The organism is Mesorhizobium sp. WSM4840 (assembly GCF_055811755.1).
Map to the genome: position 1 here is coordinate 52072 of NZ_JBVVQD010000029.1, position 14404 is coordinate 66475.

The 14404-nt window shown below is 59.5% G+C and carries 9 protein-coding genes and 2 pseudogenes; 10 read left to right on the forward strand and 1 reads right to left on the reverse strand.

The features are described from left to right. Positions 1-7: 7 nt before the first annotated feature. From AC0L3I_RS29000 to pdxR, 9 genes and pseudogenes are all read left to right on the forward strand, one after another. Positions 8-576 (forward strand): annotated as a pseudogene (locus AC0L3I_RS29000) (hypothetical protein); the annotation flags it as partial. Positions 577-995: 419 nt separating this feature from the next. Then, a complete protein-coding gene (gene ubiM, locus AC0L3I_RS29005; RefSeq protein WP_473529158.1) occupies positions 996-2177 on the forward strand; it encodes a 5-demethoxyubiquinol-8 5-hydroxylase UbiM in 1182 nt (393 codons plus the stop codon). A gap of 584 nt (positions 2178-2761) precedes the next feature. Continuing rightward, positions 2762-3370 (forward strand): nodulation methyltransferase NodS, encoded by a 609-nt coding sequence (gene nodS, locus AC0L3I_RS29010; protein WP_172352356.1) that lies wholly within the window; start codon positions 2762-2764, stop codon positions 3368-3370. 1125 nt (positions 3371-4495) lie between these two features. Next, positions 4496-5092 (forward strand): NodA family N-acyltransferase, encoded by a 597-nt coding sequence (locus AC0L3I_RS29015; RefSeq protein WP_473529159.1) that lies wholly within the window; start codon positions 4496-4498, stop codon positions 5090-5092. A 55-nt stretch (positions 5093-5147) separates the two neighbouring features. Next, positions 5148-6422: a chitooligosaccharide synthase NodC gene (nodC, locus tag AC0L3I_RS29020; RefSeq protein ID WP_473529160.1), complete on the forward strand. Its 1275-nt coding sequence runs from the start codon at positions 5148-5150 to the stop codon at positions 6420-6422. A 49-nt stretch (positions 6423-6471) separates the two neighbouring features. Next, positions 6472-7494, forward strand: coding sequence for a nodulation factor ABC transporter ATP-binding protein NodI (gene nodI, locus AC0L3I_RS29025; protein WP_473529189.1), 1023 nt, complete (start codon positions 6472-6474; stop codon positions 7492-7494). A gap of 3 nt (positions 7495-7497) precedes the next feature. After that, entirely contained in the window at positions 7498-8286 is a 789-nt protein-coding gene (locus tag AC0L3I_RS29030) for an ABC transporter permease (RefSeq protein WP_010913823.1), read from the forward strand. A gap of 303 nt (positions 8287-8589) precedes the next feature. Further along, positions 8590-10611, forward strand: coding sequence for a carbamoyltransferase family protein (locus AC0L3I_RS29035; protein ID WP_473529161.1), 2022 nt, complete (start codon positions 8590-8592; stop codon positions 10609-10611). Between the two features lie 897 nt (positions 10612-11508). Next, positions 11509-12978 carry a MocR-like pyridoxine biosynthesis transcription factor PdxR gene (pdxR, locus tag AC0L3I_RS29040; protein WP_473529162.1) on the forward strand — a complete coding sequence of 490 codons (1470 nt, stop codon included), beginning with the start codon at positions 11509-11511 and terminating at the stop codon, positions 12976-12978. Between the two features lie 22 nt (positions 12979-13000). Here pdxR and AC0L3I_RS29045 read toward each other — a convergent pair. Then, positions 13001-13159 (reverse strand): annotated as a pseudogene (locus tag AC0L3I_RS29045) (LysR family transcriptional regulator); the annotation flags it as partial. Positions 13160-13488: 329 nt separating this feature from the next. Between AC0L3I_RS29045 and nodB the strand changes: the two are divergent. Then, entirely contained in the window at positions 13489-14148 is a 660-nt protein-coding gene (nodB, locus tag AC0L3I_RS29050; protein WP_473529163.1) for a chitooligosaccharide deacetylase NodB, read from the forward strand. Positions 14149-14404: the final 256 nt, after the last annotated feature.

A 14404-nucleotide genomic window follows, 5' to 3' on the forward strand; every position in this document is an offset into this window, starting at 1 on the left:
GCACGCCTTCGATCGCCGTCTCGAATTCCTGGCCGGTGAGCATGCGCAGGCAGAGGTCCGCTTCGGCCGCCCCTTGCTCAGCGACCATTATTTCGAACGCGGCCTTATTGCCAGGCAGCGCTCGCCGTACAGCGACCCGCTGCTGCTCGACATCGCCGCGCATTATCTGGCGCTCAGGCGAAACTGATCACCACACGCGTCTGGTGGAGCTTTCCGACCGGCCAGGCTTCCGACGCCGACAAGAACCGTGCCTCGCTCGGGAAGCATCATTTCGATCTCGATGACTGGCGGATGCTGAAATTCTTCTTCTACCTGACGCCCGTCGACGAAGGCACCGGCCCGCATGTCTATGTCCGGGGCAGCCACAAGCGGCGCGTCCTCAAGCATCAGCTGACGCTGCTCGTCGGCCCTTCGGCGCAAGAGGTTCTCAACGTCTATGGCGGTTTCGTCGAGGATCCGTTCGGCTTTCACATGGGCACCGTGCCTTCGCGCACGCCACGGCTGATGATGGAAGTCGGCTTCGGTGTCTCGCCGCCCTCGCGCCGGCGCTTCCATGGCGAGCCGGTCATTCGCTGATCTCGCAAAAGTCCTGAAACCGCCTTCCCCAGACCAGACGTGCCTGGTTCTCCCTCGGGCTGGCGGTGCCATTGCGCCGCCATGGGATCAGCTGACGCATGACTGGATCGGATCGATGTCATCCGACGCCGGTTCCGCCTCGACTGACCCAGATCAGGGCCATGCCCTTGTCGGCGTGGTTTGATCGATCAGTCCTTCAGGGAAAAACGCATGTGCTGACCGACAGCCTGGTCGTCGCTCCCAACATCTTGACAATCCAGATCATATGGCGGGCAAATGACGCTTCACCAGCCAGGAACCGACGTGAGAAACGCGCCTGAGGCGATGCGGGCAATAGATCACAGCGCAATCGATGCACGACCTGCGGCTCGACTCCCTCAACATCTCACGAAGAGAGCCGACGCGCTGGCGGCACGCTGATGGCCGGCTGTGACGACAGCTTCGACATCATCGTCGTTGGCGCCGGGCCGGTCGGACTTTCCTTCGCCGCATCGCTTGCCCATAGCCAGCTCAAACTGGCGGTTGTCGAAGGGCAATCCCTGGAAAGACTGGCAAGTCCGGCTTTCGACGGTCGCGAGATCGCTCTCACCCACGCCTCGATTGGAATCCTTCGCGAGCTCGGCGCCTGGGATGTTATCCCTGCTTCGGACAAGTCACCGCTTCAAGGCGCACGCGTCCTCAACGGATCGAGCCCTTTTGCGCTGTGTTTCGATTCCCCCGGCGGATCCGCGGAACCACTGGGCGTTCTGGTCCCGAATTGCCAGATCCGCGATGCCCTGTTCAAGATCATCCGCTTGCAGGGCCATGCCCGGCTGCTGTGCGGCCACTCGGTCGTGCGTGCAACAAACAGCCGTCAAGGAGCAGTGATAACGCTCTCCAATGGCAGGCAGCTGAGCGCTCGGCTTCTCGTTGCAGCCGATTCGCGTTTTTCCGCGACCCGCAATCTGCTCGGCATTGGCGCCGATATCAATCGGCTTGGCAACTCGATGCTGATTTGCCGGGTGAGGCACGAGCGCCCCCACCACCAGATCGCGATCGAATGGTTCGATCACCATCAGACGGTGGCGATGTTGCCTCTCGCGCAAGGCGTGTCGTCGCTGCTTCTAACTTTGCCCTCAAACGAGGCCGACGGACTGCTTGCCCTCGACGACGAGTTGTTCCTGAGGGAGTTGACAAAGCGCTGTCGAGGGCGCCTCGGCAACATGAGCCTGGCAAGCCAACGCTATATCTATCCGTTGGCCACGACCTGGGCGCACAGGTTCCGGGCGCCGAGCGCCGCATTGATCGGCGACGCTGCCATTGGCATGCACCCGGTGACCGCGCATGGCTTCAACATCGGCCTCGGCGGCCAGAAGCAGCTCGCCCGCGGTATAGAGACCGCATGGCGCGACCGTCGCGACATTGCCGACCCTGACATGCTCCACAGATATGAAAGCCGACTGCGCCTGTCGGCGGCGCCGCTCTACCATGCTACGAATATCCTCGTCGGACTCTACTCAAGCGAGCATCCGGCGGCACGGCTTGCAAGGCATGTGGGGCTGCGCCTCGGCCAACATCTTCCCTTTGTCCGTCATGGCATTGCGGCCATGCTGAGGCGGTAAACCCCAGTCACCATAGTGTCAGCATCAGTGCGGCGTCGTAGCAGGCGGGCGAGTGTGGTGCGGTCGCGGCTGCGCGGGATCAGCTTGATGAAGACGGGCTGCTGAATGCCGCGAGTCCCTTCCATCGCGGATCGTCAGCGTGTCAATCGCCGTGTGTGCGCGGAATTCCCGACCGCCGCAAAGCGTTTGTCGGCCGGCGCCACACAGAAGTGGACCCAGCCACGCCCAATTCCGCCTTCGATGTGTTCAGCGCGTGGATGGTTGTCATCCAAACAATCAATTTTGCCAATCCTGCCGACCCAATTAGGAGCGTGACCGAAATCAACTGCCTCGGCCCGAAGTACGTCCGACGAAAAAGCCTGAGCACCAACCACCTGGGCCCAAGGGAGCAGCAGAAAGCAACGATCCGAAGGCAGTGGAAATTGGTGCCGGGAGGTGGGCCACACGATGAACCGTGGCGGTGTTTTGACCTCGGGTCTCACGAACGCCCCCGCTTCTCAGAATGAGCGTGCGCGGGTCCCGACCCTACCGACATCTGACGGCATTTGCAGCGCCGGTGATTGCTGCCTTAGCTAGGTGCGAATTTGACCCATAAAATCGATCATGAACTGCTGAATCGAGAAATGGCCGCAGACGATCCATGGCGGCTTGATGGCAACCCGTTCGAGCGGGAGCGCCACACCCAAATTCTCCGGTTGTCACTTGCGCAAGGTCGAGTCGCAAATGCGCTCGAAGTCGGGTGCGCTGCCGGCGCCTTTACGGAGCGGCTAGCCCCCATTTGCCAGCGGCTCACTGTGATCGATGTCGTGGAGCCAGCGATTACGCGAGCACGTTTACGCATGAAGGAGCCGCCGCACATCAGCTGGATAATTTCCGATGTTCAACAGTTTTCGAGTGATGAGTTGTTCGACCTGATCGTCGTGGCGGAGGTTCTTTACTACGTCGGAGACCTCGTTCAGATCCGCGCGGCAGTCCGCAACTTGGTAGGCCTGCTTGCGCCAGGCGGGCAGCTGGTTTTCGGGTCGGCACGTGACGCCAATTGCCAACGTTGGGGGCACGCTGCTGGTGCAGAGACCACCATCGCCATGCTGAACGAATCGTTGACCGAGATCGAGTGCATCGAGTGCCGGGGCGCGTCGATCAATGAAGACTGCCTGTTGGCCCTCTTCCGAAAGCCGATTTCCGCTTCCTGATGAAACACTTGGAGCCTCTGTGCGCTTTCTGTGGTGTCAAGCTGACCCAATATGGGGACGTATAAGAGCGCCCGATTGCAACAAGTTAGCTGGATCCGGTTGATGGTAACAACTGCTGACTACATCCGGCTTCTTCATGCGGCTCGACGTTCTGCGCCGCGAGCCTCGAGGGGTTTTCGCCGGCTTCCACCTCAACGGCCCCCAGACGTCGGCCGAAGCCTTTCCGGTCCAGACATCAGGTTCGGAAGCGACGGGGTGACCGTTCCCCACCTCTGCCATTTTGCGTAACGGCTTTACCCAATAAATGACCCATAAATACCCAAATGAAGCGAAGTCCTTATTTTGCCTGGCTCTCCCTATGCGGGACGGGCTCTGTGGCTGCCGCCACCAAACCTCAAAGGGGTTTCGGCCCAGGTGGGTGACGATCCCTAGCCGGGAATGCGGCACTCCTCGTCGGGGGCCGTCGGTCCCGCGTCCCGCCTTAGGCGGCGCTATGCTGACACTCCTACGGGTGCCCTTTTAACCGATCTCGTCGTTGCAGTCAGTCCCGCGTCCCGGCCCTTCGGCGGGCGCAAGTGCTGACGCTCCTTAGGCTGCCTTTTCTGTGTGCGGCGATCTTTGATCCCTCGCAGGGAATGAAGACTTAGGGGCCAGCCCCTTCGCTCACTTCAGGCTTCAGGTGCTCAAGCCGGGTGTTCCAGTCGGCCAAAACCTCAAACAATTCGTTCGAAGTAGCGCCATCCGGGCGCGCCCTCCTTCCCGCTCTCCAGGTGCTTTCACCGACAGTCCGGTTGACAGGCAACACTCGAGAGCATTGACCAGACGATTCCTGTTGGCGAGCGCGACCAGCGCGCCATTGGCATGCCGCCTTGCCGCAACTTGTCGAGCCAGGCTTCGCGGAACGGCCATCGGTGCCGTCGCTTTATCAGGCCGATCGAGCACGACCAGAAGGTTCAGATCAGGGCCTTTGAAAGGCATGGTTTTAACATCCATAGCGTGGATGCTCGCGATCTAAACAATCAATTTTACCAATCCGGGAGGGTCGTTCATAGACCCATGACATGCACCGCCATTGCTCTACCGCGTGAGGTGCACAAAAGAACCCGAAAAAGAGGAAGTCTTCGCATGCGCCCTGACGTGCAGTGGAGGTTGTGCTGGGAAAATGAGTTGCAGCTTTCCGATCACCTCGAACTCTCTGAGTTCTTCCGGAAGACCTATGAGCCGACCGGAGCCTTTAATGGGAAGCAATTCGAAGGCGGTCGAAGTTGGGCCGGTGCAAGGCCGGAGGTCCGCGCAATCGGCTATGATGTGCACGGGGTAGCGGCTCACATGGGCGTGCTGCGCCGATACATCAAAGTTGGCGACGTTGATCTGCTGGTCGCGGAACTCGGTCTATACGGGGTGCGTCCGGATCTTGAGGGGCTGGGAATCGCCCATTCGATTAGCGTCATGTATCCAGTGCTGCAGCAGCTTGGCGTTCCATTCGCTTTCGGCACGGTTCGGCAAGCGCTCCGGAACCATGTTGGGAGGTTCTGCCGCAAAGGCTTGGCGAACATTCTGACGGGCGTTCGCGTGCGTTCAACCCTCCCGGACGTGTACCCCGATCTGCCTTCCACGACGCGAGTCGACGACGACGTACTCCTCATGGTGCTCCCAATTGGACGCTCGATGAGCGAGTGGCCGGCCGGCACTTTGATCGATCGGAACGGTCCAGAGCTATGACCGCGGATCTGTTATCCGCTCGCTTCCTCAAATTCACAGAAAAATCTGACATCTCATGACCCTGTTTGCCACAGCCAGTACTGTTGCCATCTGCTCTTATGCGCTGCTGTCGACCGTCTACAAAACCGCGCAGGTGTTTTATACCCTGCCTACAAACGTACCGCCGACCTCGGGCGACCCGCCCAGCGGTGAGCCTTGGCCGAGCGTCGATGTCATTATCCCGTGCTACAACGAGGCGCCTCGCACCCTCTCGGACTGCCTGGCTTCCATTGCAAGTCAGGACTACGCCGGCAAACTGCAGGTCTATGTTGTTGATGACGGTTCTGCAAACCGCGATGCCCTCGTCGGTGTACAAGACGAATACGCGTGCGACCCGAGGTTCAACTTCATTCCGCTCCCAAAGAATGTCGGAAAGCGCAAGGCGCAGATTGCCGCCATTCGCCGCTCGTGCGGAGATTTGGTGCTGAATGTAGATTCGGACACGATACTCGCCCCGGACGTCATCACCAGGCTTGCGCTAAAGATGCAAGATCAAGCGGTCGGCGCCGCCATGGGCCAGTTGGCGGCTAGCAATCGCAGTGAAACTTGGCTGACGCGGTTGATTGACATGGAATACTGGCTCGCCTGCAACGAAGAGCGGGCAGCGCAGGCTCGGTTCGGTGCCGTCATGTGTTGCTGCGGTCCGTGTGCCATGTACCGGCGATCCGCGCTTCTTTCGCTGCTGGATCAGTACGAGACGCAACGCTTTCGAGGGAAGCTGAGCGACTTCGGTGAGGACCGCCATCTTACGATCCTGATGCTGAAAGCAGGCTTTCGAACAGAGTATGTTCCAGACGCCGTCGCGGCAACAGTCGTTCCCAACAGGATAGGTCCCTATCTGCGCCAACAACTTCGCTGGGCCCGGAGCACTTTCCGTGACACGTTGCTGGGGCTCGAACTACTGCGCGGCCTTAATATCTATCTCACATTGGACGTGATTGGCCAGAATCTTGGCCCATTATTGCTCTCTTTGTCGATCCTGGCGGGACTCGCGCAATTGGTAACGACAGGTACTGTGCCTTGGACGGCATGCCTGACGATTGCGGCCATGACTATAGTTCGCTGCGGCGTGGCAGCGTTTCGTGCGCGCCAACTTCGATTTCTCGGATTCTCGCTCCACACACTCATCAACATCTTTCTCTTGCTCCCGTTGAAAGCATACGCGCTGTGCACATTGAGCAACAGCGATTGGTTGTCGCGCAGCTCTGCGGCCAATGTGACAGACACTGGCGGCACCAGTTCAAAGCCGAACTTGGTGGGATCTGACGCAGCTTACAGCGAACAGCAATAGTCACGTGATCTCAGGTGGAAGAGTTTTGAGCCAGGACCAGAAACATCAACTGTTGAAGCGTAAGTTGGGCCCAGAGGATTTGCGGCGATTCGAGACTCCTGCGATCGAACGGGAGTCTCACGGGCAAACAAGCACGAAAAGCTCCGTGCCTGACTCTCTGTCGACCGTGGCAGTCGATTTTGCCGGCGTAACCAAGTCGTATGGGAACAAGATCGTTGTCGACGAACTATCGTTCTCCGTTGCGTCGGGAGAGTGTTTCGGCCTCCTCGGACCAAACGGGGCGGGCAAAAGCACGATTGCGCGTATGCTCCTCGGCATGACATGCCCTGACGCGGGCACGATCACGGTGCTCGGCGTCCCGGTGCCGGCGCGCGCTCGGCTGGCACGCAGGGGCATTGGCGTGGTCCCGCAATTCGACAATCTTGACCAGGAATTCACCGTACGCGAGAACCTGCTGGTGTTCGGACGCTACTTCGGCATGAGCACACGTCAGAGCGAAGCGGTCATCCCGTCGCTTCTCGAGTTCGCTCGCCTCGAGCGCAAGGCGGATGCGCGCGTCTCGGAACTGTCCGGCGGCATGAAGCGATGCCTGACAATGGCGCGGGCGTTGATCAACGACCCCCAGCTCATTGTGATGGACGAGCCGACCACCGGCCTCGATCCGCACGCGCGCCACCTGATCTGGGAGCGGCTGCGCGCCCTGTTGGCACGCGGCAAGACGATTATCCTGACGACGCATTTCATGGAAGAGGCTGAGCGATTATGCGATCGGCTGTGCGTGCTCGAAAAGGGCCGCAACATCGCCGAAGGCGGCCCGCAGGCGCTGATCGACGAGCATATCGGATGCCAGGTCATGGAGATTTATGGCGGCGATCCGCACGAGTTGCTGTCGCTGGTCAAGCCACATTCCCAGCGCATCGAGGTCAGCGGCGAAACCCTTTATTGCTATGCGCCAGACCCTGACCAGGTGCGCACGCAACTGCAGGGGCGAGCAGGTCTGCGTCTTCTTCTGCGTCCAGCCAATCTCGAGGATGTTTTCTTGCGGCTGACCGGGCGCGAGATGGAGGAGTGAACGATGATTGAAGGTTTTGCGGCGGCGCTGCCGGCCAATGCGTGGAACTGGGTTGCGGTATGGCGACGCAACTATCTGGCATGGAAGAAAGTCGCACTCGTGTCGCTTCTCGGTAACCTCGCCGATCCTATGATCTACCTTTTCGGCCTAGGCACCGGCCTCGGCATAATGGTCGGCCGCGTCGACGGTGCGTCGTATATCGCCTTTTTGGCTGCCGGCATGGTCGCGGTAAGTGCGATGACCGCATCTACCCTGGAAACATTGTACGCGGCTTTCGCTCGCATGCATTCTCAACGCACATGGGAAGCCATGCTGTATACGCACGTTACCCTCGGCGACATCGTTCTGGGTGAACTGGCGTGGGCAGCCACCAAGGCCTTCATGGCCGGTACGGCTATTACCATCGTCACCGCAACCTTGGGCTATGCCGCCTGGCCTTCCGTCCTCTATGCGCTGCCAATCATTGCTCTGACAGGGTGCGTATTTGCGAGCCTCGCGATGATCGTCACCGCACTTTCGCCCAGCTACGATTACTTCGTGTTTTACCAGACGCTTGTCCTCACACCTATGCTGTTCCTGTCGGGCGCCGTTTTCCCATTGAACCAGTTGCCTGGCGCCTTTCAGCAGATAGCGCGATGCATGCCGCTGTCACATGCGATCGACCTCATTCGTCCGGTTATGCTTGATCGCCCGATCAGCGGCATCGCCCTGCACGTCGGTGTGCTCGGCCTGTACGCGCTGTTGCCATTCTTCCTCTCGATGGCGCTGTTGCGCCGCCGACTAATGCGCTGACGAAAGAGAGTGAGATAAACAATGCGCTACGGACTTCGTGCTGCAAATAAAAACGACATCGCCAACGCAAATCGGCATCCAACCCAGGGTCTTCGTGGCATCCACTCAATCTCTCAACGTTATGGAACGCCCGGGACCTCGATCACAGGATCTCATGTTGATCCAGGCGTAAGAGAATTTCTTTGAGGTTGGTGATGTCTGACTGGCGTTCGCGGCGGCGAACGACAACGCAGCCTGTGTTTTTGATCAAACGGCCTTGAGATAGGCCAATTCAGTCTTCCTGTACGATAAACGGAGAGCGAGATGCTGTGTCTAGGATTGAGCGGCGGATTAGACAAAGTCTATGAAAACCGATTCCAGATTGCGAATACATTCATGCACGATGGCGCTGCGGTGCTCGTCCGAGACGGACAGGTCATCGCGGCCGTAGAAGAGGAGCGCCTCAATCGGATCAAACACTCCAACAAGCTCCCAATCAGTTCGGTTCAATACTGTCTTTCAGCCGCTGGGGTTCAGCTCAGCGAAATCGATCATGTAGCGTACTACGCTACCGAAGCCTATTGCAACGCCATGCTCGAAAAAATGCTTGCTTCCGAGCCGGACGCCTCCATTCCGTTGGATGCCAAACTTTTGGTGCAGCAGCTGTTGGCGCAGGAGTTCGGTAGCGAGCTCGACCCTTCGCGTATCTCATTCGTAAGTCATCATCAGGCGCACGCCGTGAGTGCTTTTGCAATGTCGGGCTTCGAGCAAAGTCTGATTTTCGCGATTGATGGCTCTGGTGATTTCCAGTCGGGTCTTGTGGCGGTAGGATCTGGTGCTGAAATTTCGCAACTCGCGACTTTCCCAGAGAACAATTCCCTTGGGCTATTTTATCTCGAGGTGATCCGGTATCTCGGCTACGGCTTGTTCGATGAATATAAGGTAATGGGGCTTGCCCCCTACGGCGATCCCGTTCCCTATCGCGAGCTTTTCGAGCAGTTCTATGAACTGTCTGCAAACGGCGAGTATCGCGTCCACCTGGACCGCATCGGTCCGACTTTGCTTCGCACCATTCAGGTCCGGCAAAAGGGAATGCCATTCACTCAGCAGCACAAAGATGTGAGTGCGTCGCTACAGGAAGCACTCGAACGCATCGTGTTTCACATTCTTCGGCATCATCGTGAGGCCACCGGGATGACGCGACTGTGCCTGGCCGGTGGCGTTGCGCACAATTGCTCCATGAACGGCAAGCTGCTCTATTCAGGCCTTTTCGAAGACATCTTCGTGCAGCCCGCGTCGCATGACGCTGGCTGCGCATTGGGCGCTGCACTCATCGTGTCTGGTGAGCTGGGCCGCCCCGCGCCGCGTGCGCGATTGCAGGAGGTTTATTGGGGGCCGGATCTCACGAGCGATCACGCTGTCGAGGAGGAACTAAAGGCATGGGCGGGGCACCTGGAGTTTGAACGCACTGAGGCGGTGGCGGATAGGGCAGCCGAGTGGATGGCCGGTGGCGCCGTGATCGGCTGGGTGCAAGGTCGTTCGGAGTTCGGGCCGCGCGCGCTCGGAAATCGCAGCATTCTTGCCGACCCCAGGCCCGCCACAAACAAGGACCGGATCAACGCCATGGTCAAGAAGCGGGAAGGGTATCGCCCGTTCGCCCCATCAGTGCTGGAGGAGGATGCGCGCGAATTTTTCGACCTCCCAGGCAGTGCGTGCGAATTTCCCTTCATGAATTTCGTGGTCCGTGTGCGCGACTCCAAGCGTGGTTTGCTCGGCGCCATCACGCACGTCGACGGTACGGCTCGGCTGCAAACAGTATCGCGCAAGGCCAGTCCGGCCTACTGGGACGTCATCAATGCCTTCAAGCAGCGCACTGGCATCCCAATTCTGCTCAACACGTCCTTTAACAACAATGCCGAGCCGATCGTGGATTCAGTTGCAGACTCGATTGCCACGTTCCTGACGACAGGGTTGGATGGACTTGTGGTCGGGCCGTTCCTCGTCAAAAAACGGGCCGCAACGCTGGAGGATTGGACTGCGCTCGCGGTTTCATTGCCGCCTTATGTATCCCTGTATAAGGTCCGCGCTCACACGGCGCTGGATCGCCAGGAGACTGTCTGCGAAATCCGAACGGATCACTCCAGCCGTGACGGTGTGCGTATTTCACATGACTTGTTCGATCTGCTGACGCGGATCGAAGGCGAAGCCGTGCTCGCGGATCTCCTCGATACAATTACGCTGGATCAGGCCCAGCGCGAGGCTCTCACAGGAGAACTGCGACGATTGTGGGAGCAGCGCCGCGTTCGCATGCGTCCCTCGCAAGCTACTCGCGTCCATCAAAACTGATGCCAATCGCTGGACGACAGATAACACTTGCCGAAACACCGGTCTGTCCAAGCATCTGAGGCAAGGGTCCTGACGATTGCATCTGCTGCGAGCATGTCATGTTCAACCCATCTAACGCTTATGGCAGTCGAGGATCAGTAATGGATTTGCTTGCCGGTGGCTCAAGACAGACCAATTTGTCGTGTCTCGACGGAGTACCGGTTCGGTGACTGCCTACGTCTCCGGCATCAGCCTGGTGTTACGCATAGCGGACGGGACGGGACGTGCGAGCGGGCTGGGCCGCTCGCGGGATAAGGCGGCGGCCCCGGCATATTCGTCGTTGAGATGCTTTTGGCAAAATGCGTCGGTGGGGCGACGATCATGTCTTAGCGCCGGTTGACCCTTCGGCCTCCAATCATGAGGCCATTGCGGATTTCGCCGGCGTTTTCTTCAGGAAATCGAGATCTGTTGGTCAAGGCCCCCGCGCGGTCAGCGCAGGCGATGCGATGCGAAGCGAAGCGTGAGAGTCTTCTTCAGCCCGCGCATAACCAGGAAGGCTGACATGGGCGAGAGCGCCGCGCCGGAGATGTAGCGCAAGTCCGATTCGTACAGCGTGTGGAGGGCTTTCGCGTCGCCGAGGATTGCGCCGCCAAGGCGGCGGCCTCATTCGCCGCAACGCTTTCGATCGCAGGTCGAGCTCAGGAAGACGGGTGGTTGAACGGCATTGGGAAAACCAGCCGGATCGTAGCCGTGATGGATCGCGCGGGTAGCGAAGCCGAATTTCGCATCGCTCGCAGATGTGCCACTTTGCCGTTCTTGGATTGCGGTCTCGGGCATCGGCTTAAGACGTGCTCTTGGCTTTCGGAAGGAGTGGCCGCAAACTGGTTGATATGGAATGTCCAGTTGGCAGGAAAAGAAATGGTCCAGTCTCCAGGTCCCGGTGCCTCAACCCGCTCGCATGGCATGGGCGCGCGCCAGATCTACGAAGCGCTTCGCGAGCAGATCCTCAGAGGCGTTTACGGCACCGGTAGCCAGTTGCCGTCCTCCCGTGGTCTCGCCGAGGAACTTGGAGTCTCGCGAACGACCGTCACCGTCGCCTACGAGCAGCTGGCCGCGGAAGGTTTCATCGACATCCGTCAAGGCGCGCGCCCTCGTGTCGCATCCTCACTGCTGGGACATGAGCTGACCGCCAATCCCCCAAAACGGTTCGGCCCGGTTCACTTGTCAAGCTATGGCGAACGGCTGCGTGGTACTCCGCGCTGGCCGGATTACCTGCCGAACACGCTGAAGGTTGATTTCCGATATGGCGTCCTGGCGCCCTCAGATTTCCCCGCATCGGTTTGGAAGCGCGCGATGAACGCGGCGATGGCGCAGCGGCCGGCACGGCTCGCCTATGACGATCCGTGCGGTTCGAGCCGGCTCCGCCAGGCGCTTCAGGGCTATCTCTGGCGCGCCCGTACTGTGCGCTGCGACCCCGAGCAGATCGTCATCGTCAATGGTTCGCAGCAGGGCCTCGATCTCTGCGCGCGCCTGCTGCTCGACCCCGGGGACAGCTTCGTCATCGAGGACCCCTGCTACAGGATGGCGCGCCAGGTCTTTGCCAGTACAGGTGCCACGCCCGTTCCCGTCGAGGTTGACGATCACGGCATGCAAACGGAGCAACTGGCGGGGGTCGCGGCCCGGCTGGCCTATGTGACGCCCTCGCATCAGTTTCCGCTCGGCGGCGTCATGCCGATCCCGCGGCGGCATCAGCTTCTGGAATGGGCGCGGGAGCAGGGCGCCTATGTCATCGAGGACGACTACGACAGCGAATATCGCTACGATATCAACCCCGTTCCCCCGCTGCATAGCCTCGAGGATCATGGGGCCGTCATCTACCTCGGCACCATCTCCAAGACGCTCTCGCCGATGCTGCGGATCGGTTATCTTGTCGTCCCGGCGGAATTCCTGCAGGTTTTCGAAACCGCCAAGCAGCTTGCCGACCGGCATTCTCCGATGGCGGGGCAGGAGTCATTGGCCTCTCTGATCGAGAGCGGTGGCTATGAAAGCCATGTGCGCCGCGTGCGCCGCATCAATGGCGAGCGCCGGGAGGCATTGCTGACCGCCCTGAAGCGGAGTTTTCAAGGTCGGATCGCCGTCCAGGGGGCAGAGGCTGGACTGCACGTCGTCATATGGTTCAACGACCTGCCGCGATCGCGTGAAACGGCGTTGGTCGAAGCTGCCCAATACGCGGGTCTGGGTCTGCACCCGATTTCGCCGCTTTATCATCGGCAGTCGGGAGCAGGCGAAGCCGACCGCGTCGGGCTTGTCATGGGCTATTCCGCCCTGAGCATCCGGCAGATCGAAAAAGGCGTCGAGATGCTGCGGGACGTCGTCGCTCGACTCTGAGACGCTGACGGTTCCGCACGCGGGTTAGAACGCATTCGCGGCCGCTCATCATAAACAGTTCATCGTTGAAATAGTCGCGCGGCCGGGCGACGGCCGCGCTCATGGCCGGCTGACTAAGGTTGATGGCTGCTGCCGCCGTGAGGTTGCGCGCGATCCAAGCCTTTGTCTCATCTATCCGCAACGTGGATGCTTGTCATCGAAACAATCGATTTTGCCGATTCGACAGAACGTCCCATAGGAAGAATTCAAGGATACAGCCCTAAGGAGATTGTCGATGCATGCGTTGGCTCCGAGGAGCATTTTCTGGTGTGTCCCTCCTGGTCTGCGCCGAACATCAAGCGAGCCGATCCCCTTTTCGACCAGGTACATCGGTGATCGGCGCAAGCTGCATCGCGTCGGCTCTTCGCGACAAGCTCCCCCCGATAGCGTAGGCCCCTACCTCAAGGATCGGGGTTATGCCGATTGCGAATGGCCGACCGGTACAACAATTGACCGCAAGGGTTCGCAGCTATGAGACGTCTCGATGACAGATGGGAGGTGCAGAGTGAATGCGCTGACGGCACCGGGCGTCGAAGCGTTTATCTGACGTTTGACGACGGTCCCAATCCATGTTTCACACCACAGATACTCGATGTGCTGGCGCAAAATCGGGTGCCAGCGACATTCTTCGTCATTGGTGCTTACGCCGCAGAGCATCCGGATCTCATCCAGCGAATGATCGCAGAAGGGCATGAGGTAGGCAACCACACGATGTCTCATCCGGACCTGTCCAAATGCGGCTTGGGCGAAGTGCAACGTGAGGTATTTGAGGCGAACCAGGCCATCATGCTGGCATGCCCGCAGGCCTCGATCCGCTACATTCGCGCGCCATACGGCGCCTGGAGCGAAGAAGTGTTCACTGCCTCAGAGATCGCGGGGTTGGCGGCCCTTCATTGGTCGATCGACCCAAGAGACTGGTCGCGCCCCGGCACCGACGCGATCGTCGATGCAGTGCTCGCCTCGGTACGCCCCGGCGCAATCGTGCTCTTGCACGACGGATGCCCTCCCGACGAGTCGACACGGAGCACTCAAGCCAGTCTGCGCAACCAGACCGTTATGGCGCTGTCCAATCTGATTCCTGCATTAGATGCCTGGGGATATGAAATTCGCTCGCTTCCAGAACATCACTGAAATGCGAGATCCCACGGACCTGCTTTCCCAGCCAGTACCTGTGTGGTCTCACTTATGAAGGCTTACAGGCCGTTACGCCCTGCGAACAAGCACTTCGTCGACATCGGACGAACTGGTCGGCTCCGACCCGTTGGCTAAGGGTAGTGCTGTCACCTGCTACAGTGAGGACCCGCGCACGCGATCGGCGTGCCTAGCATCGCCGGTAGGTTCACTTTTCGACGATTGTTTGAATGTGGTTCACTTCGCGTTGGATCAA